The sequence below is a fragment of the Actinophytocola xinjiangensis genome (genome assembly GCF_001921215.1).
Taxonomy (GTDB): domain Bacteria; phylum Actinomycetota; class Actinomycetes; order Mycobacteriales; family Pseudonocardiaceae; genus Actinophytocola; species Actinophytocola xinjiangensis.
Genome location: NZ_MSIF01000022.1, coordinates 75153 through 94489, shown reverse-complemented (window position 1 = coordinate 94489; position 19337 = coordinate 75153). Strand labels below are relative to the sequence as shown.

Here is a 19337-nt window from a genome sequence, read left to right as displayed (position 1 = left end):
AATATGCAGGTTCGGGGCGAGTGCAGATCTGACGCCGTGTCGGCGGCCGGTCATATGGAAGGGGGCCAGGGTGTCCTGGCAGGACGAACTCCGCAAGCTCGATGACGAGCTCGCCGCCGGGCGAATCTCGGCCGATGACTACCGGTCGCGGCGCGACCAGATCCTGTCCACCGCGGTCTCCCCCGGCGCGCAGCCGGGCGCCGGCCAGGACGCGGCCGCCGAGTCGACCACGATGATGCCGGCCGTGCAGCCGCCGCCGCAGCAGCAGGGTGGCGCGAACACGGGCGGTGACGACGCCGACCGGACCCAGGTCGTGTCCGGCCAGGACCTCGGCGACTCCGACCGTACCCAGGCCGTCGGCGGCTGGCGGGCCACCCCGCCGGAGGACCCCAACCGCACGCAGGTCGTGCCGGGGGTGCCGCCGCAGGCCCAGGGCTCCTACCCGCCCCGGCCGGCGCCCTCGCCGCCCGGCGGGTTCCCGCAGCCGCCGCCCAACCAGCCGCCGTGGGGCGCCGAGGAGGACCTGGCGCCGCCGTGGGCCGGGCAGGAGTTCCCGCCGCTGGCCGCCGCCGGCACCCCGGACTGGGCCAGACAGGGGCCCGAGGTCTTCGAGACCGAGAAGAAGTCGAGCACCGGCAAGGTGCTGGGCATCATCGGGATCGTCGTCGTGCTGATCGGTATCGCCGCCGGCGCCTACTTCATGTTCCGCCCGGACAACGAGACCGCCGACCCGCCCCCCGGCGGCGGCGGTGACGACCCGCAGCAGACGCAGAGCGCCCCGCCGACCTCCGAGGTCCCCGAGGGCCCGATCGTGGAGCTGCCGGGCGAGCAGCAGAACATGTCGCAGATCGACTCGTTCGAGAAGGTCAAGGGCATCGACTACCTGACCCCGCAGGAGATCGGGCTCTACGAGGCCGGCGGTCCTGGCGAGGCCGCGGTGGCCATCGCCAACGACAACGGCATCCGGGTCATCGTGCTGGTGGTCACCATGTCCGACGAGGCGGCCGCCGCCACGGCCCGCGACGAGCTCGGCGCCCTGCAGCTGCGGTTCAGCCTCAGCGAGCGGGAGGGCCCGGAGAACGTGCTCTCGGCCGCCAACCAGGAAGCGAGCAAGGGCCCGCTGCTGCGCTCGCACTACTCCTCGGGCAACCAGGTCATCCGGCTCCAGGCCCAGGGCGAGGACAAGGAAGGCACCAACGCGCTGTTCGACGAGGTGCTGGCCAGCCAGCTAGAGAAGTTGCCGGCGGATGGCTGATTTCGGGGCCGCCGGCATCTGCGCCGGGACGATCGTCGCGCGCAACTACGTGCCGGCGGCCAGGGTGTTGGCCGAGTCGTTCACCCGCCACCACCCGGACGCCGCGTTCGCGGTGCTGGTCATCGACGCCGACGCCGACGAGCTGGCCGACCTCACCGAGCGGGTGCCCGGCATCCGCTTCCTCGGCCCGGGCGACATCTCGCTGGACGCCGGCGAGTTCGGCCGGATGGCGCTGGCGTACTCGGTGACCGAGCTGAGCACCGCGGTGAAGCCGTGGCTGCTGCGCACGCTGCTCGACGCGCACGAGATCGCCATCTACCTCGACCCGGACATCGAGGTGTTCGGGTCGTTCGCCACCGAGGTCGGGGTGCTGGCCTCGGCGCACGAGATCGTGCTCACCCCGCACGTGCTGGAGCCGATGCCGCGCGACGGCCTGCGGCCCAGCGAGGCCGACATCATGGCGTCGGGCGTGTTCAACCTGGGCTTCGTCGGCATGTCGCGGGAGGCGACGCCGTTCCTGGACTTCTGGGCCGAGCGGCTGCGCCAGGACGCGATCTCCTCGGTCACCGAGCAGCTGTTCACCGACCAGCGCTGGGTGGACAACGTGCCGGCGCTGTTCGGCAACACCGTGGTCGGCGACCCGGGTTGGAACGTCGCCTACTGGAACGTCTACCAGCGTCCGCTGGTCCGCGCCGAGGACGGCACGGTGACCGCCGCCGGGCACCCGCTGCGGTTCGTGCACTACTCCGGCTACCGCCCGGAGAAGCCGTGGCTGGCCACCACCCACTACGCCGACAGGCCGCGGGTGCTGCTCTCCGAGTACCCGGTGTTCGCCGAGCTGGCGGCCGGCTACCGCGACCAGCTGTTCGCCGCCGGCTACCGCCAGGCGCTCGACGACATCCCCTACCGGTGGAACACCCTGCCCGACGGCACCGCGGTGTCGCCGTCGCTGCGCCGGGTGTACCGCTCGGCGTGGGTGGACTCCGAGCGCAAGGGCACCCCGGCGCCGCCCAACCCGTTCGGCGGTGACTCCGCGCGGGACCTGCTGGCCTGGGCCGTCGAGCCGGCGACCCCCGCCCAGGAGCGGGCCGGGCTCTCGCGCTGGGCCGAGGCGCTGTGGCACTCCCGCGAGGACCTGCGGCGGGTCTACCCCGACCCGCTGCACACCGACGCCGAGGGCTACCGCCACTGGTGCCTGACCTCGGGCGCCAACGAGCGTGAGCTGCCGGCCTCGGCGGTGGCCGACCGGCCGGCGCGCGAGCCGGTGCCGGTGGTCGAGGACCTGGGCGTGAACGTGCTGGGCTACCTGACCGCCGAGCTGGGGGTCGGTGAGCTGGGCCGGCTGCTGCACCGGGCCGTGGTCGACAGCGGGGTCCCGGTGGCCACCGCCGTCGAGGAGTTCACGGTGGTCAGCCGGACCGACCACCCGCTGCCGTCGGGCGCGGCGGCCGGCGACCCTCGGTACGGCGTGAGCGTGCTGGTGGTCAACGCCGACATGACGGCCGCGACCCTGCGGATGCACCCCGACCTCGATCGCGACCGGTACGTGGTCGGCGTGTGGTCCTGGGAACTGGACTCGTTCCCGCCGGCCATGCACCCGGCGTTCGGCCAGGTCGACGAGATCTGGACGATCAGCGAGTTCTGCGCGCGGGCCATCCGCGAGCACTCCCCGGTGCCGGTGCACACCTTCCCGGTGCCGGTGCGCGACCCGCTGGCCCCCGACGCGCCGGCCAGGACCGGCCGCCGCGACGGGCTCACCCGGTTCCTGTTCGTGTTCGACCACAACAGCATCTTCGAGCGCAAGAACCCGATCGCGGCGATCACCGCGTTCCGCGAGGCGTTCGGTGGCCGCGACGACGTGCGGCTGGTGCTCAAGACCATTAACGGCAAGCGGCACCCGGGCGACCGTGAGCGGCTGCGGATGGCCGCCGCCGGGGACGACCGGATCGAGCTGATCGAGGAGTACCTCAGCGCCGAGGAGGTCGCGAAGCTGTTCGAGTCGGCCGACTGCTACCTCTCGCCGCACCGCAGTGAGGGTTTCGGTCTGACGGTCGCCGAGGCGATGGCCCACGGCCTGCCGGTGATCGCCACCGACTACGGCGGCACGGCCGAGTTCCTCACCGCCGAGACCGGCTGGCCCATCCCGTACCAGCTGGTCAGGGTGGGTGCCGGCAACGAACCTTATCCACGTGACGCCCACTGGGCGCAGCCGGACACCGACGCCATGGCCGCCGCGCTGCGCGAGGTCGCCGACGACCCGGACGCCGCGGCGCGCCGGGGCGCGGCCGCCCGCCGGCACGTGCTGACCAGCCGGTCGATGGCCTCGGCCGCCGCCTGGGTGCGGACCGCCGTGGAGCGGGCGCACGGCGTCTGGCGCCACCGGCGGGCCGGCGGGGTCGCGCCGGACAGCCCGCTCACCCCGTTCCAGCACAGCCGTGAGGCGCTGCGCTGGCGGGCCGATCCGGCGGCGGCGAGCCGGGTGCCGATGGCGGCCGCGCTGCGCCGGGGCATCCTGCGGGTGCTCGACCACTACGACCACCACCAGCGGGCGGTGCTCACCGAGCTGATGGACGGCGTCGGCGCCACGTTCGCCCAGGTCGCCGCCGGTCAGGCGGACCTGCTGGCGAGGGTGGAGCGGCTGGAGCGGTCCCAGGCCACCGACCGGGCGGCCCAGCAGGCGGTCAACGCCGAGGTCGGCGAGTCGCTGCGGGAGTTCGCGCAGTTGTGGGAGCGGCCGACGCAGGCGCAGGTCGACCAGCGGATCGGCGACCAGGCCAACGAACTCGGGGGCCGGCTCGCCGAGCTGGAACACCGGATGATGAGCCTGTTCCACGAGCGGGCCGAGTGGATGGCGGTGGTCGAGGCGACCACGGCCGAGCTGACCGCCGAGCTGCCGCTGCTGCGCACGGGCCTGCTGCGCCACCACGACCTGGTCAGCCCGGCGCCGGCCGGCGCCAGCCAGACCGTGGTCACCGACGTCGGCCCGCTGCGGCTGCCGGCCGACGACACGGTGGTGCTGCCGTGGCTGCGCCGCTACGGCACGTGGGAGGCCGCCGAGTCGCGGCTGGTCGACGCGCTGCTGCCGCCCGGCGGGGTGTTCGTCGACATCGGCGCGCACGTCGGCTACTTCACCGTGCGGGCCCTGCGCCAGGTCGGGGCGGCCGGCCGGGTGTTCGCGGTCGAGCCGTGGGCGCCGGTGCGGGAACTGCTGGAGCTCAACGTGGCGGCCAACGTCGCGCCGGAGGTCGCCGCGCGGCTCACGGTCGTCGACGGCGCCGCCTGGGACGAGGACACCGCGCTGCGGCTGGCGTTGTCCGGCGAGGGCAACACCGGCGACAACCGGATCGACCCGACCGGCGCGCTGGAGGTGCCCGGCCTGCGCCTGGACGGGCTGGCCGGCTTCGGCGAGCGGCGGGTGGACGTGGTGAAGTGCGACGCGCAGGGCCGCGACCACCGCGCCTTGGCCGGGATGGCGACGGCGCTGCGTGATGGCCGCCCGCACGTGCTCACCGAGTTCGACCCGGACGACATCGAGCAGGCCGGCGCGCGGCCGGTCGACGTGCTGGCCGCCTACCGGGGGTGGGGCTTCCAGCTGGTGCCGGTCACCGAGGAGGTCGTCGAGGCCGCCGAGAACGGCAAGTTCCGCGCGGCGGACGTGGTTGACTCGGACGAGGCGCTGGTGGAGCTGGCCCGGGGCACGGCAGAGGGTTTTGTCACGCTTTGGCTACGGCCCTCAGTCTGATCGGGTAGCTTGTCGCGCGGGGTGACCGGCGTGATCAGCGGTCCGTGAGGGGAGGTCGGGATGAGCGAGCAGCTCACGTCCCGGCCGGTCGACCCGCCGACGATCCCCACCCTGCCGGTCGTCGGCCGGCCCCCACGCGCCGAACAGCCAGCACCGCCGCCCGCGCCGGCACCGCCGACGGTACCGGTCATGGCGCCGGTGCCGGCGCCGGCCGCGCCGCCGGCGCCCGGTCGCCGGCGCGGCCGGCTCAACGGCCTGGACCTGTTGCGCGCCATCGCGTCCTGCCTGGTCTTCTACACCCACATCTCGACCTGGTACCGGTACAAGGAAGAGCCGATGCCGATCAGCGAGGTCATCGACGACATGCTGGTCGGGCCGCTGCACCTGAACAAGGAGCTCGGCTTCCTCGGTGTCGCACTGTTCTTCCTGATCAGCGGGTTCGTCATGGCGCACGTGGCGACCAAGGAACGGGCCGGCGAGTTCGGCGTCAAACGCGCGCTGCGGATCCTGCCGTCACTGATCGTCGGCGTGGTCCTGGCGTGGTCGCTGGTCAACGCCGGCGCCTACTCCATCCCCGGCGGCGCGAAGTCGGTCGACCTCGGCGACATGTTCGCCAACATGTTCCTGCTGAACTTCTTCGTCGACGGCTTCGAGCCGCTGGTCGGGGTGGCGTGGACGCTGGTCACCCAACTGTCCGTGTACGCGATGATCGCCGGGCTGCTGTGGGCCTACCGGCGCACGCCGTGGCTGGCGGTGGCCATCCAGATCACCGTGTGCTCGGTGATCCTGTCGGTGGTGCCGAACTTCCAGGGCCTCGGCGCGGCGGCGGTCGGCAACATCGGCGCGTTCGGCACGGCGATCGTGCTCGGCCAGGTGATCTGGCTGGTGTGGATGAAGAAGACGCCGGTGTGGGCCGGCCTGCTGCTCGGACTGGCCTGCTGGCTGGTGTTCAACTGGGGCGACGTGCTCGGGTACGGCCGGTACGACGACGGGTACATGGTGTCGCTCACGCTCGCCACGCTGCTGGTGATCCTGGCGGTGGTGGCGAGTCATCGGATTCCCCGGTGGCGGGTGGTGACCTACCTGTCGTCCCGGAGCTACGTGGTGTACCTGGTGCACCAGACGATCGCGTTCAGTCTCCTGGCGTGGCTGTGGCGGGACCTGCCTTCCAGCGCCGCCGTCGGGATCTCGATCGTCGCCACGCTGCTGGTCGCCGAACTGGTGCACCGGGCCGTGGAGCAACCGTTCTCGAAACTGGCGACCTCCCTGACCCGGCGTGGATCCCGCTAGGGTGCCAGGTAGGTCAGGTTCCGACAGCCGGGGGCGGTACATGGGCAGGGACAATCCCGCCGACGACCAACTCGGTCCCGAGGTCGTGCCCGACAAGACCAGGACCGCGTTCCTGGACGTCGCCCGCGCGCTGGCGGCGATCCTGGTCGTGTACACGCACATCTACAACGTGTTCATCAACGAGCACAAGGGTGTGACCACACCGCCGACCGACGCGCTGGACAACGCGCTGGTCGTGCCGCTGCGCCTGGACGACCAGGGCATCGGCGCGATCTCGGTGCCGATCTTCTTCATCATCAGCGGTTTCGTGGTGACCCCGATCGCGCTGCGGATGGGCGCCAAGCGGTTCGGGATCAACCGGGGGCTGCGGATCTTCCCGCTGCTGCTGTTCGTGGTGGCGCTGGCCGCCGTGCTGATCGCGCTCGGCCAGGGGCTGCTCTCGACCAGGCCGCAGGAGGTGAACGTCTGGACGTTCCTGTCGAACGTGTCGCTGTGGAACTTCATCGACCGGCCGTTCGGCTCGTGGGTCGCGGTGGCCTGGACGCTGGCCGTCGAGGTGCTGTTCTACGCGATGCTGATCGCGGTCCTTCCGTTGCTGCGCAAGCGGGCGTGGCTGGCGATCGCCGTGCAGCTCGAGGTCGTGCTGGTCCTGCTGATCACCTACCGGGCCTTCGGCGACGAGTACCGCGCGCTGGTGATCAACATGGTGTACACGCTGATCCCGATCATGGGCCAGGCGGTGTGGGCGGCGTGGGCCAGGAAGATCCCGGCGTGGCTGGCCGGGGTGTTCGTGACGGTCGCGTGGCTGATGTTCGTGTGGGCCGGGCACCTCAACGTCGACCCGAACTACATTCCCCGGCCGTTCCCGATCGCCATCGCCATGATGCTGTTCCTGATCGGCCTGTTCGCCGAGCCGTACCTGCGGCAGCGGCGGTTCTGGACCGACCTGTCGGAACGCACGTACTCGATCTACCTGCTGCACGGCGTGGTGGCGTTCCCGCTGATGCACTGGCTGTTCAACAGCCTTCCGCTGTGGTTGACCGTGCTGATCGCGGTGGTCGCGACCGGGCTGGCCTCCGAGGTGTCGTACCGCTTCGTCGAGCGCCCGAGCCACAACCTCGCCCGACGCCTGTCCCGCCGCGCCAAACCGGAACCCGAACCGGAACCCGACGAGGACGACGACCGGTACGACGACCGGTACGAGAACGACGATGTCGACGACTACGACGATTACCCGGAGGACGAGGAGTCCCCCGAGGACGCCCCGACCGAGAAGACCCCGCCGGTTCCCCTGCCGCCGCAGCGGCGCCGGCCCGCGCCGTGGGACCGCGGCGAACCGCCGGCCCGGCGACCGGCCGGCCCCGGCGGGCAGCGGCCCGTCCCCCCCCCCCCCCCCCCCCCCCGCCCCCCCCCCCCCCCCCCCCCCCCCCCCCCCCCCCCCCCCCCCCCCCCCGGAAACCGGCCCCCCCCCCCCCCCCTCCCCCCCGCCGCCCGCCCCGCACCACGGAGCCAGACCCGATCCCGGTCCCCCCGGCGAACGCGAACCCCACCACCGCAACGGAAATCTGGCTCCCCGCCCGCCCCTTCCGCCCGGCCGCAACGGATCCCGCGAACCCCTCCGCGCCCGGGACGACGCTCCGGTCCAGGACAGTGGCGTACTTCCCGGTCGTGGCACCGAATCCCGGCCACCCGCCCGCGAGCCACGACGCCACGACGGCGTCCTGCCCACCCCGCCACCGAGGCCCCACAACGACCACCCCACCGGCGACGCCCGCTCCACCCGCGACAGCCACCCCGCCCGCGACAGCCAACCGCTCCGCGACGGTCAACGTGGCCGCGACAGCCAACCGCTTCGCGACGGCCAACCCGCCCGCAACGGCCAACCCGCCCGCAACGGCCGACCCGCCCCAGACAGCCACCCCGGCCACGGCAGCCAACCGCTTCGCGACGGTCAACCTGGCCGCGACGGTCAGCCCGGGCGCGACAGCCAACCGCTTCGCAACGGGCAGCCCGCCCGGGAGGTGCCACCGCGGCGGGCCGAGGAGGCCCGGCCCGCCGGTCTGCCGCGCCGCGAGCCCCGCAACGGGGTCCCGGTCAACGGCGCGCCGCCGGCCGGGGACCTCGACAAGCCCCGCAACGGCACCCTCGACCCGCCCCCACGCCGCCGGCCGGTGCCCGAGGGTGAGCCGGCCGGTGGACGCCGCCGGGCCGAGGACCGCCCGCACTGGCCCGAGCCAGAGCGTCCGGCCGCCCGCCCCTCCGGGGGACGCCGTCGGCTGGAGGACCGGGACGAGCCGCCCGCCCCCCACGGCGGCGGCCGGCGGCGCGCCGAGGACTTCCTCAACGGATCGGCCGGCGGACGCCGTCGCGCCCCCGAACGCGCCCCCGAACGCGCGGCCGTCCCGTGGCCCGACGACGGCGACGACCCGGACGGCGGCGGGCGTCACCGCACCACCTGAGCAGGCGTTACGCCTCTAACGAGTGATTCTGGCCGGCGTGGCCGTGTCGTTCACCGCACCCCCGGCCGCCCCGGGCCCACTATCTGACGGGTCACGCACCGACCGACCCCGGAGGACAGCATGTGGGTGCAGGTTCTGGCACTCGTGATCGTCTCGACCGTGTTCCTGGTGCGCCTGGTGGCCGCCCTGTGCGACCAGCCGTCCAAGACCTCGGCCTCCAAGCCGAGGAACTAGCCGAGGTACCGGCCGAGAACCCTCCCTGCGCCGGCGCGACGGCCGGGTACGCCTAGGGCGCCAGCGGGATCCGCACGCCGGTCAGCTCCTCGGACACCGCCCACAGGCGTTGGCCGAGCTCCCGGTCCCTGGCCGAGTCCAGCGGCTCGACCAGGGTCGGGAAGCCCTTGGACTCGCCGCGCCCGTCCGGCCCCCAGAACTGGCCGCCGCGCACGTCCGCCCCGGCCGCGGCGTACACCTGGGGCAGCGCCCCCATCGCCGCGTCCTGGGCCATCAGCCGGTTGGTGACCTTCAGCATCACCCTGGCCACCCCGCTCGGGCCGGCCGACTGGAGGTTGGTGGCCGCGTAGCCGGGGTGGGCCAGCACGCTCTTGATCGGCGATCCGGCCGCACGCAGCCGCCGGTGCAGCTCCAGCGCGAACACCACGTTCGCCAGCTTGGACTGCGAGTAGTACCCGCTGGGCGAGTAACCGTGCTCGCCGTGCAGGTTGTCGAAGTGGATCCGGCCCCGGCGGTGCAGGCCCGAGCTGACCGTGACCACCCTCGGGTCCTCGTCGGCGAGCGCGAGCTTGTCCAGCAGCAGGCCGGTCAACGCGAAGTGCGCCAGGTGGTTGACGCCGAACTGCTGCTCGAAGCCCTGGGCGGTGCGGCCGAGCGGCGGCATCATCACGCCCGCGTTGTTCACCAGCACGTCCAGTTCCTCGACGCCCTCGGCGAACCGGTGCACCGAGTCCAGGTCCGCGAGGTCCAGTTCGCGCAGTTCGATGGTGCCGGCCGGTTGTTCGGCCAGCAGTCGCTCCAGCGCGCGCTCACCGCGTTCCCGGTCGCGCGCTGTCATGATCACTTTGGCGCCGAGGCCGGCGAGGGCGCGGACGGTCTCCAGCCCCAGGCCGCTGTTCCCGCCGGTCACCACCACGGTTCTTCGTACCTGCCGGGAGATGTGCCCGGCCACCCATTCGGCAGCTGCGGGTTTCTCCCCGTCGATCGCACTGGTCATGGCACCAGCGTGCCGCACGCGCCGCCCGGCCACAGCACGGCGGGGCCGTGGGCGGGTCGGCCCAGTGGACACCCACCGTTCGGCTGATGGTTGCCGTCCAGTCGGCTCACTAGCCTGGCCCGGTGGACATGCGACACCTCGGGGAATCCGGTCTGGTCGTCAGTGCGGTCGGTCTCGGCTGCAACAACCTCGGCCGGCCGGGGACCGCGGCGGAGTCGCTGGCCGGCTCGCGCGCGCTGATCGGCGCCGCCATCGACGCCGGGATCACCATCTTCGACGTGGCCGACGTGTACGGCGCCCCGCGCGGGCGCAGCGAGGAGTTACTCGGCCAGGCGCTGTCCGGCCGCCGCGACAACGCGGTGATCGTCACCAAGTTCGGCGTCGACATGCAGGGCGCCAACGGCCCGGACTTCGGGGCGCGCGGCTCCCGGCGTTACGTGCGGCGCGCGGTCGAGGCGTCGCTGCGCCGGCTGGGCACCGACTGGATCGACCTGTACCAGCTGCACCGGGCCGACCCGCGCACGCCGATCGAGGAGACCCTCGGCGCGCTGGACGACCTGGTGCACGAGGGCCTGATCCGCTATGCGGGGGTGTGCAACCTGGCCGGCTGGCAGATCGCCGACACCGTGTGGCTGTCCAGGACGAGGAACGTGGTCGGACCGATCGCCGTGGAGAACCACTACTCGCTGCTGGAACGGGAGGCCGAGCGGGACGTCATCCCGGCCTGCCAGCGGTTCGGCGTGGGCCTGCTGCCCTACTTCCCGCTGGCCAACGGCCTGCTCACCGGCAAGTACCACCGCGACGCCGACCCGCCGCCCGGCGCCCGGCTCGCCGGCCGCTCGCGGTTGCTGGCCGAGGCGCCGTGGGACCGGATCGAGAAGCTGCGCGCCTACGCCGAGGAGCGCGGCGTCCCGATGACCAGCGTGGCGATCGGCTGGCTGGCCGCCCAGCGCCCGGTCGGCTCGGTGATCGCCGGCGCGACCACCCCCGAACAGGTCGTCGCGAACGCGGCCGCCGCCCAGTGGCACCCGGGGTCCGAGGACCTCAAGGCGCTCGACGAGATCTGTCCGCCCGGCCGCCGCTGACTAGGGTTGGCGGGTGGAAACCCTTCAGGGAGACCAGGTCACGCTCGTCCCGGTGGTCGCCGCGCACGTCGCGGACCTGCGGCGGATCGGCGAGACGGTGGCCGTGCGCGAACGCTGGGGCGAGTTCGGGCCGGAGTGGCCCTTCGACGACCCCGACCTGACCTGCTACAGCATCCTGCTCGACGGCGCGGTGCGCGGCCTGGTCCAGTACGGCGAGGAGGCCGACCCCGACTACCGGCACGCGGCGATCGACATCTTCGTCGACCCGGCGGTGCACGGGCGGGGCGTCGGCCGGGACGCGATCCGGACGCTGGCCAGGCACCTGTTGCACGACCTGGGCCACCACCGGCTGGTGATCGACCCGGCGGCCGACAACGTCGCGGCGATCCGCTGCTACGAGGCCGTCGGCTTCCGGCGGGTCGGGATCATGCGCGACTACGAGCGCGACGCGGACGGCTCGGGGTGGCACGACGGGCTGCTGCTCGACCTGCTCGCGGCCGACCTGCGCTGAACGCCCGTTAACCTTCTCCCCGGTGACCGGTACGAGGAAGGGACGGGCATGCGGATCAGGGACATCGCGGCGATCGTGACGGGCGGGGCCTCCGGCCTGGGCGGCGCGACCGCGCAAGCGCTTGCGAAGGGCGGGACGTCGGTGTTCGCCCTCGACCTGCCGGCGGCGATCGAGCAGGCGCCGGCGGTCGACGGGGTCACCTACCTCGCCGCCGACGTCACCGACACCGAGCAGGTCGAGGCGGCCGTGGCGACCGCCGCCGGCTCCGGGGTACCGCTGCGGGTGGTGGTGAACTGCGCGGGCATCGGCCCCTCGGCGCGGATCCTGTCCCGCAAGGGCCGCCACGACCTCGGGCTCTACCGCAAGGTCATCGAGGTCAACCTGGTCGGCACGTTCACCGTGCTCACCGTCGCCGCCGAGGCCATCGCCGCGACCGAGCCCGACGAGCACGGCCAGCGCGGCGTGGTGATCAACACCGCGTCGATCGCCGCGTTCGACGGCCAGATCGGGCAGGTGGCCTACACCTCGTCCAAGGCCGCCGTGGCCGGGCTGACCCTGCCGGCCGCGCGTGACCTGGCCTCGCACGGCATCCGGGTGATGACGATCGCGCCGGGCATCGTGGACACCCCGATGCTGGCGACGGTCAGCGAGGAGTTCCGGGAGACCCTGGCCGCCGGGGTGCCCTTCCCCAAGCGCCTGGCCGACCCGACCGAGTACGCCAAGCTGGCGCTGTCGATCATCGACCACGACTACCTCAACGGCGAGGTCATCCGGATGGACGGCGCCCTGCGGATGGCCCCCCGCTAGGTCACCGCTAGAGATCCCCCACGTACGGGATCTCGTTCACCGCCGGGGAGGACATCCACCCGCGCAGCGTCAGCGTGGCGTGCACGTCGTCCTCGTTGTACTCCAGCAGCCGGCGGCGCTGCCCCTGGTCGGGGGCGGCGCCGTCCATGCCGACCGCGTCGCGGTACCAGCGCATGGAGTTCTCGCCGCTGGCCTCGGCGTCACGCCAGGCGAACCCGGCGGCCGGGGCGATCGTCTTGAGGCCCTTGCCGCGCGAGCACAGGAAGTAGTCGCGCACCGAGCCGAACAGGTCGAACCAGGCGTCCGAGGAGATGAACGCCTGCACCTGCTCGGTGGTCGGGATGCCCGGCTTGCCGGCGAACCGCTTGGCCGACGCCAGCAGCCAGCGGTTCTCCGCCAGCTCGTTGTAGCAGTAGGCGCGGAACGTCAGCCCCCGCGCGCGGGCGCGGAGCCGGACCATCGTGAGCCACTGCCAGAACCCGGCGAACGAACGGGCCTCGTCGTCGGTGGGCAGCGGCTCCCAGGTGGCGAACGCGCGGTAGCCGTGCGGCTCGCCGACGTCCGCGCCGGACAGCCACACGCCCCACAGGTAGGCCCCGGAGTCACCGAAGCTCTCCATGTCGACGTCGACCTCGACGTCGGCGCGCGGAACCACCACCTCGGGCAGCCGGCGCACGACCGTCAGGTCGGCCAGCCACGCCTTGGCCAGGCCGACGGCGTCGGCCATCGGGATACCGGTCGGCGGCAGCGACTCGTCGTCCGGGTCGACCACGGCCAGGTCGTCGACCGTGCGCACGCCGGCCGCGCGCAGCGTCGTGGCCTCCTCACCGCGCACCACCAGGCTCACGTCGCGGGTCTGTTCCAGCTCCACCCGGCACACCGGCCACCACGGGCAGGAACGGCACTCGACGATCCGTGACGGCGCGGCCAGCGCCTCGCCGCCGGTGGCCGCGGCGTTGGCGATGGCCAGCCGGTCGGCGAAACGGGCGTCGTACTCGGCCAGCGCGCCCCGGCTGCCCGGCCAGGTCGGCGCGTTCAGGTCGTGCCAGACGACGACGTCGCCGTCCAGGCCGATGACCCCGCCCAGCGCCGAGCCGTCGGACCGCCCGCAGGCCTCCAGCAGCCGGTAGGCGTGCGCGAGGCGCAGCTGGTCACGCGGCTGGGGGCGCACCCGGCGGCGCTGGTCGACCGCGCGGGCGCCGGGCACCGGGTCGGCCAGCGGCGAGGTCCGCGCGCCGGAGCCGGGGTCGCTCACCTTGTGTCGCACGACGAGCACCGGAACGTAGCCGCCGGGGGTGGCGACCAGCAGGTCGATCTGGCCGCGCCGGTTGCCGGGCAGGTCGCGCGGCAGCTGGGCGGCCCAGACGAACCGGGCGCCGGCGGCCATCGCGTCCAGCGTGGCCTGCTCCCGGTCGGTGCCGCGCAGGTCGGGGCCGCGTTCGATCTCCACCCAGCCCTCGCCGACCAGGCCGGCGATCTCGTCGGCGATCGAGCGGCGGTGGGCGGTGGCGTCGGCCTTGCGCTGTTCACCGGTCGGGTCGGGGGGCGCGGTCGCCACCTGCGCCATCGCCGGATCGTGCTCGAGGTGCACCCGACGCCTGCAGCGGTTGACCACGCCCGCGTCGAGCAGCACCGAAGTTGTCACGTTTCAAAGTCTAGGCCGACGCACCGACAGAACGCGCCGGGCCGTCGCGGTCCCGGGTAGGTTCTCCCCATGGCACTCTGGAAGCGCAGTGCCCGGGAACCGGCACCGGGCGATCCCAAGGTCACACCGAAGAAGGCGAAGAACGCGCTCGGGGTAGCCAAGATCATCGGCCCGGCGGTGATCCCGGTGGTCGCGCCGATCGCGGTGCGGGCCTTCGGCGAGGCGCGCGAGCGGATCGACCGGCTGCGGGCCCGCCGGCTGGGCGTCCCGGTCGAGGAGATCGCCGCGTTCTCCGGGCGGGGCGGGGCGCTGCACGCCAGGATCACCGGCGCCGCCCGGTCCGTCGACGAGTTGCGCGACCGCGAGGGCGCCACCGGCGCCGACCGCGAGTTCGCCGACACCTCGCGGCGCACCCTCGAACAGCTGGCCGCCGTGGTGCGGGCGGCCGAGCGGATGCCGGCCGGCCGGCGCCGGGCCGCGCACCGCGCGGTCGGCACCGAGCTGGACGAGTTGGAGCAGCGGCTACTGGCCCGCCTGGGGATCTAGGACCTGCGCCAGGTGCACGGCCGCCCGGCCGGCGCCCTGGACGATCTGGGTCCGGCAGCTGAACCCGTCGGCCAGCACCAGCGTCTCCGGGCCGGCGGCGCGGACGGCGGGCAGCAGCGCACGCTCGGCCAGTGCCTGGGACACCTCGTAGTGGTCGCGTTCGAAGCCGAAGTTGCCGGCCAGGCCACAACATCCGGCCGGCAGCGACTCGATCCGCACACCCGCCCCGGTCAGCAGCCGGGTCTCGTCGGTGAAGCCGAGGGTGGCGTGCTGGTGGCAGTGGACCTGGACGATCGCCTCCCGGTCGACCGCCGGCGGAGTCCACTGTGGAGCGTGGGTCGCCAGCAGGCCGGCCAGGGTGTGGCTGTTGGCGGCGAGTTCGGCCGCGAGCGGATCACCGGTCAGGTCGGGGACCTCGCCGCGCAGGGCCGACAGGCAGCTCGGTTCGAGCGCGACGACCGGGGTGCCGGCGGCCAGTTCCGGCGCCAGCACCCGCAGGGTCCGGCGCATCACCCGGCGCGCCACCGACAGCTGACCGGTGGACACCCAGGTCAGCCCGCAGCACACCGAACCGTTGGGCAGCACGGGATCGAAGCCGGCCGCCCGCAGCACGCGCAGCGCGGCCAGCCCGACCTCGGGAGCGAAGAACTCGGTGAACGTGTCCGGCCACACCACCACCCGCCGCCCACCCGGCTGGCCACTGCCCCGCGCCAGCGTCGAGAACCGCCGCGCGGCCAGTTCGGGCAGCGCCCGCTGCGGCGCGATCCCACCGATCCGCCGCACCAGGCGGGAGAACCGGCGCGAGCGCATCCCCGCGTTCGCCACGCCGCTCACCGGTGAGCCCGCCCGCAGCCACAGCGGCAACCAGCCCAGCGAGTAGTGCGACGCCGGCCGCCGCCGGCCCCGGTAGTGGTGGTACAGGAACTCCGCCTTGTAGGTCGCCATGTCCACGTTCACCGGGCAGTCGCTCAGACATCCCTTGCAGGACAGGCACAGATCCAGCGCGTCGCGCACCTCGGTGGAGCGCCAGCCGTCGGTGATCACCTCGCCGGCCAGCATCTCGTACAGCAGCCGCGCGCGGCCCCGCGTCGAGTGCCGCTCCTCGCCGGTGACCTGGAAGCTCGGGCACATCACCGAGCCGGAGTGGTTGCGGCACTTGGCAACCCCGACACAGCGCCGGGCCGCGCGGGCGAAGTCGCCGCCGTCGTGCGGGTAGCCGAACGCGGTCGTCAGCGGAAGTTCCCTCACGGCGGCGAAGCGCAGGTTCTGGTCGATGGGGTACGGGTCGACGACCATGCCGGGGTTCATCCGTCCCAGCGGGTCCCAGACCTGCCTGAACCGCGCGAACAACGCGATCGCCGCCGGGGAGTACATGCGCGGCAACAACTCCGCGCGCACCTGGCCGTCGCCGTGCTCGCCCGACAGCGACCCGCCGTGCGCGGCGACCAGGTCCGCGCCTTCCTCGATGAACGCGCGGTAGGCGGCGACCCCGTCGGCGTGGGTGAGGTCCCAGTCGATCCGCACGTGCACACAGCCCTCGCCGAAGTGGCCGTAGGTCAGGCCGCGCAGGCCGTGCCGCTCCAGCAGCGCGCGGAACTCCCGCAGGTAGGCGCCAAGGCGCCGGGGCGGAACGGCGGTGTCCTCCCAGCCGGGCCACGCCTCGGAGCCATCAGCCATCCTGGTGGAGATCCCCGAGCCCTCCTCACGCAGCCGCCACAGCACCCGCTGGGCCGCCGGGTCGGCGTGCACCTGGTGCGGCACACCGAGTTCGGCGGCCAGCGCCGCGGCCTTCCCCGCCGCGTCACCGGGATCCCCACCGCCCAACTCGACGAACAGCCACGCGCCGCCGGCCGGCAGCACCGGCGGCGGATCGGGGTTGCGGTCGGCCCACAGCGCGACGATCCGCTCGTCGAGGCTCTCCACGGTCAGCGGGGAGTGCGCCAGGATCGCCGGCACCGCGTCGGCGGCGGCGACGTCGTCGGCGAAGCCGAGCACCGCCAGTGCCCTGGCCGGCGGCACCGGCACCAGGCGCACGGTCGCGCCGAGCACCACCACACAGGTGCCCTCGGTGCCCACCAGCGCCTTGGCCACGTTCCGGCCGTGCTCGGGCAGCAGGTGGTGCAGCGGGAAACCCGACACCTGGCGGCCGAGGCGACCGAACTCGGTGCGCAGCACCGCCAGGTCGGCGTCGGCCAGCGCGTGCAGCGCCGCGTCGATCTCGGGGTTGGCCAGGCCGGGGCCGACGGTCAGCCGCCGGCCGTCGTAGCAGAGCACGTCCAGCTCGACGACGTTGTCCAGCGTGGTGCCCCAGGCCACCGAGTGCGCGCCGCAGGAGTTGTTGCCGATCATGCCGCCGAGCGTGCAGCGGCTGTGCGTTGACGGGTCGGGGCCGAAGGTCAGCCCGTGCCCGGCGGCCGCGGCCCGCAGGTCGTCGAGCACCACGCCGGGGCCGACCCGCGCGGTCCTGGCGTCGGGGTCCAGCTCGTGGATCCGGTTCAGCCGGGTCAGGTCGAGCACCAGGCCGCCGCCGCAGGCGTTGCCGGCCAGGCTGGTGCCGCCGCCGCGCGGCACCAGCGGCACACCGAACTCCCTGGCCGCGGCGACCGCCGCGACCGCGTCGTCCTCGGTGTCGGGCACCACCACCGCGAGCGGCACCTGCCGGTAGTTGGAGGCGTCCATCGTGTACAGGGCTCTGTCGGCGGCGTCGAAGCCGACGTGGCCGTTGACGGTCTCGGACAGCCGCTGACGCAGGCCCTGGAGGTCCATACGGTCAACCATGCAGCACGGGACCGCTGGTCCGCCGGACGTACCTCGGCCTACTCTTGGTAGCCATGGGCAGACGGGCGACCCCCGGTCGGGGTGCGAGCCGTGGTGCGAGTCGTGGTGCGCACGGCGTACCCGGCTGGCTGCTCGCGTGCTGCGTCGCCGCCCTGACCATCGCCGCGCACGGCGCCGCCGGTGGCACGGTCGCCGACTCCTCGCTGACCGCGCTGCTCACCACCGTCCTGGCCTGGGGTGGCGCGTCGCTGGCCCGGCGCGGCGGGCTGCCGACGCTGGTCGGGGTGCTGGCCGTGACCCAGGCCGCCCAGCACGTGCTGCTCACCGAGATCGCCCACGTGCACCAGCCGGCGCCCACGGTCGACGGCTGGCTGATGTTCGGCGCGCACGCGGTGGCCACGGTCGCCTCGGCGGTCCTGCTGGTGCGGGCCGGCGGCGCGGTCGCCTCGGTCGCGGCGTCACTGCGCTGGCTGGTCGGCCGGCTCCAGCTGCTGGTGCCCGGCCCCTCGGCCGGCCCGGCCGGGGCCGTTCCCGCCCGGGTGCCCGCCCGGCCCGGGGTGCTGCTCGAGATCGTGTTGCGGCGGGTCAGCCCCCGCCGGGGACCGCCGGTTCTCTCCTGACGTACACGGTCCGACACCGGCTGCCACCACGGCAGACCGGCTTCCCCCACATTCAGGAGAGAACGCCTCATCATGTCCATCAACGGATATCAGCGCGCCGCCGTCCTGGCGGTGGCCACCGGCGCCGCCCTGCTGCTCGGCACCGGCGCCGCCTCGGCGCACGTCAGCGCCAAGATCCTCGGCGAGGCCGCCGAGCAGGGCAGCTACAGCAAGATCACCTTCCGGGTGCCGAACGAGGACGACGCCGCCGGCACCGTCAAGCTGGAGGTCAAGCTCCCCGCCGACGCGCCGATGAGCTCGGTGCGGCCCAAGCCGATCCCCGGCTGGACCGCCCAGGTCGTCAAGTCGACACTGGCCGAGCCGATCGACTCGCACGGCACCGAGATCACCGAGGCCGCCAGCTCGGTGACCTGGACGGCGAACCGGGGGACCCGGATCGCGCCCGGCGAGTTCGGCGAGTTCGAGCTGGCGGTCGGACCGCTGCCCGAGGTCGACCAGCTGGTGCTGCCGGCGATCCAGACCTACGAGGGCGGCAAGGTCGTCGCGTGGGACGAGGAGACCCCCGAGGGCGGCGAGGAGCCCGAGCGCCCGGCGCCGGTGATCGCGCTGTCCCCGGCCAGTGAGGACGGCGGCCACGACGCGGCCCCGGCCGCCAACGAGCAGCCGGCCGACGGCGAAGTCGCCGACACCACCGACACGGCGGCCGCCGCCGACGGGTCCGACGACACCGCCCGCTGGCTGGGCGGCGCCGGCCTGGTGGTCGGCGCGCTTGGCCTCGGTTTCGGGGTCGGCGCCACCCTGCGGGCGCGGCGCTCCGGCGGCGACCAGTCGTGAGGCGGGCGGCAGTCGTCGTCGTGGTGGCGATGCTGGCCCTGGCCGGCTTCGCCACCCCGGCGCTCGCGCACAACCAGCTGGTCGCCAGCAACCCGGCGGACAAGGCCACGGTCCAGACCAGCCCGGCCACCGTCGCGCTGACCTTCGACCAGCCGGTGCAGAACGGTGAGGGCCTCAACAGCATCGCCATCACCGGCCCGGAGGGCACCACCTGGACGGTCGGCGCGCCCGAGGTTGCCAGCAACGTGGTGTCGGCGCCGGTCGACGCGCTCGGCCCGGCCGGCGAGTACACGATCGGCTACCGGATCCTGTCGGCCGACGGCCACCCGGTGCGCGGCGAGCTGACGTTCACCCTGGCCACGGCCGGCGACGGCACCCCGGCACCGGCGTCGACCGCCGGTGGCGAGGCGTCCGACGGGTCGGACACCGACGGCGGCGGGCTGCCGGTCTGGGTGTGGATCCTCGGCGCGGTGGTCGTGCTCGGCGCGGGGCTGACCGTGGCGTTGCGCATCGGCGGCAAGCCGACCCGATGAG

15 protein-coding genes are annotated in these 19337 nt (G+C 73.7%); 12 read left to right on the top strand and 3 right to left on the bottom strand.

Annotation, left to right across the window (positions count from 1 at the left end; genetic code table 11):
* The first annotated feature begins 70 nt into the window (after positions 1-70).
* From BLA60_RS32365 to BLA60_RS44360, 5 genes are read left to right on the top strand one after another with little or no spacing between them, the layout of a single operon-like run.
* The gene (locus BLA60_RS32365; protein ID WP_075136833.1) at positions 71-1255 is read left to right on the top strand and encodes a hypothetical protein; all 1185 of its coding nucleotides are present in this window, start codon (positions 71-73) and stop codon (positions 1253-1255) included.
* Positions 1248-4997 (top strand): FkbM family methyltransferase, encoded by a 3750-nt coding sequence (locus BLA60_RS32360; RefSeq protein WP_075136832.1) that lies wholly within the window; start codon positions 1248-1250, stop codon positions 4995-4997. Before BLA60_RS32365 ends, BLA60_RS32360 begins: the two co-directional genes overlap by 8 nt.
* Before the next feature lie 60 nt (positions 4998-5057).
* Entirely contained in the window at positions 5058-6287 is a 1230-nt protein-coding gene (locus tag BLA60_RS32355) for an acyltransferase family protein (RefSeq protein ID WP_075136831.1), read from the top strand.
* 40 nt (positions 6288-6327) lie between these two features.
* Positions 6328-8472 carry an acyltransferase family protein gene (locus BLA60_RS46325; protein WP_084735553.1) on the top strand — a complete coding sequence of 715 codons (2145 nt, stop codon included), beginning with the start codon at positions 6328-6330 and terminating at the stop codon, positions 8470-8472.
* The gene (locus tag BLA60_RS44360) at positions 8459-8746 is read left to right on the top strand and encodes a hypothetical protein (protein ID WP_075136830.1); all 288 of its coding nucleotides are present in this window, start codon (positions 8459-8461) and stop codon (positions 8744-8746) included. Before BLA60_RS46325 ends, BLA60_RS44360 begins: the two co-directional genes overlap by 14 nt.
* Positions 8747-9032: 286 nt before the next feature.
* Here the strand turns inward: BLA60_RS44360 and BLA60_RS32335 are convergent, their stop codons facing one another.
* Positions 9033-9977, bottom strand: a complete 945-nt coding sequence (locus BLA60_RS32335) for an oxidoreductase (protein WP_075136829.1) — start codon at positions 9975-9977, stop codon at positions 9033-9035.
* 128 nt (positions 9978-10105) lie between these two features.
* Here BLA60_RS32335 and BLA60_RS32330 point away from each other — a divergent pair, with 128 nt between their 5' ends.
* From BLA60_RS32330 to BLA60_RS32320, 3 genes are read left to right on the top strand one after another with little or no spacing between them, the layout of a single operon-like run.
* Positions 10106-11062, top strand: a complete 957-nt coding sequence (locus BLA60_RS32330) for an aldo/keto reductase (protein ID WP_342744795.1) — start codon at positions 10106-10108, stop codon at positions 11060-11062.
* 13 nt (positions 11063-11075) lie between these two features.
* Positions 11076-11573 (top strand): GNAT family N-acetyltransferase, encoded by a 498-nt coding sequence (locus BLA60_RS32325; RefSeq protein WP_075136827.1) that lies wholly within the window; start codon positions 11076-11078, stop codon positions 11571-11573.
* Between the two features lie 48 nt (positions 11574-11621).
* Positions 11622-12380, top strand: a complete 759-nt coding sequence (locus BLA60_RS32320; RefSeq protein WP_075136826.1) for an SDR family NAD(P)-dependent oxidoreductase — start codon at positions 11622-11624, stop codon at positions 12378-12380.
* 7 nt (positions 12381-12387) lie between these two features.
* Here BLA60_RS32320 and BLA60_RS32315 read toward each other — a convergent pair whose 3' ends face one another.
* Complete coding sequence (locus BLA60_RS32315) at positions 12388-14025, bottom strand: TM0106 family RecB-like putative nuclease (RefSeq protein WP_075136825.1); 1638 nt, start codon at positions 14023-14025, stop codon at positions 12388-12390.
* A gap of 69 nt (positions 14026-14094) precedes the next feature.
* Between BLA60_RS32315 and BLA60_RS32310 the strand changes: the two genes are divergently transcribed.
* Positions 14095-14571: a DUF6474 family protein gene (locus BLA60_RS32310; protein ID WP_075136824.1), complete on the top strand. Its 477-nt coding sequence runs from the start codon at positions 14095-14097 to the stop codon at positions 14569-14571.
* Here the strand turns inward: BLA60_RS32310 and BLA60_RS32305 are convergent.
* Positions 14548-17337 (bottom strand): FAD-binding and (Fe-S)-binding domain-containing protein, encoded by a 2790-nt coding sequence (locus tag BLA60_RS32305; protein WP_211288919.1) that lies wholly within the window; start codon positions 17335-17337, stop codon positions 14548-14550. The two genes, BLA60_RS32310 and BLA60_RS32305, sit on opposite strands and share 24 nt — an antisense overlap.
* A 65-nt stretch (positions 17338-17402) precedes the next feature.
* Between BLA60_RS32305 and BLA60_RS32300 the strand changes: the two genes are divergently transcribed.
* The 3 genes from BLA60_RS32300 (at position 17403) to BLA60_RS32290 (ending at position 19336) form a co-directional block, all read left to right on the top strand.
* Entirely contained in the window at positions 17403-17969 is a 567-nt protein-coding gene (locus BLA60_RS32300) for a hypothetical protein (protein ID WP_084735550.1), read from the top strand.
* 72 nt (positions 17970-18041) lie between these two features.
* A complete protein-coding gene (locus BLA60_RS32295; RefSeq protein WP_075136822.1) occupies positions 18042-18803 on the top strand; it encodes a YcnI family copper-binding membrane protein in 762 nt (253 codons plus the stop codon).
* Complete coding sequence (locus BLA60_RS32290; RefSeq protein WP_075136821.1) at positions 18800-19336, top strand: copper resistance CopC family protein; 537 nt, start codon at positions 18800-18802, stop codon at positions 19334-19336. The genes BLA60_RS32295 and BLA60_RS32290 overlap by 4 nt, the downstream gene beginning before the upstream one ends.
* Position 19337: the final 1 nt, after the last annotated feature.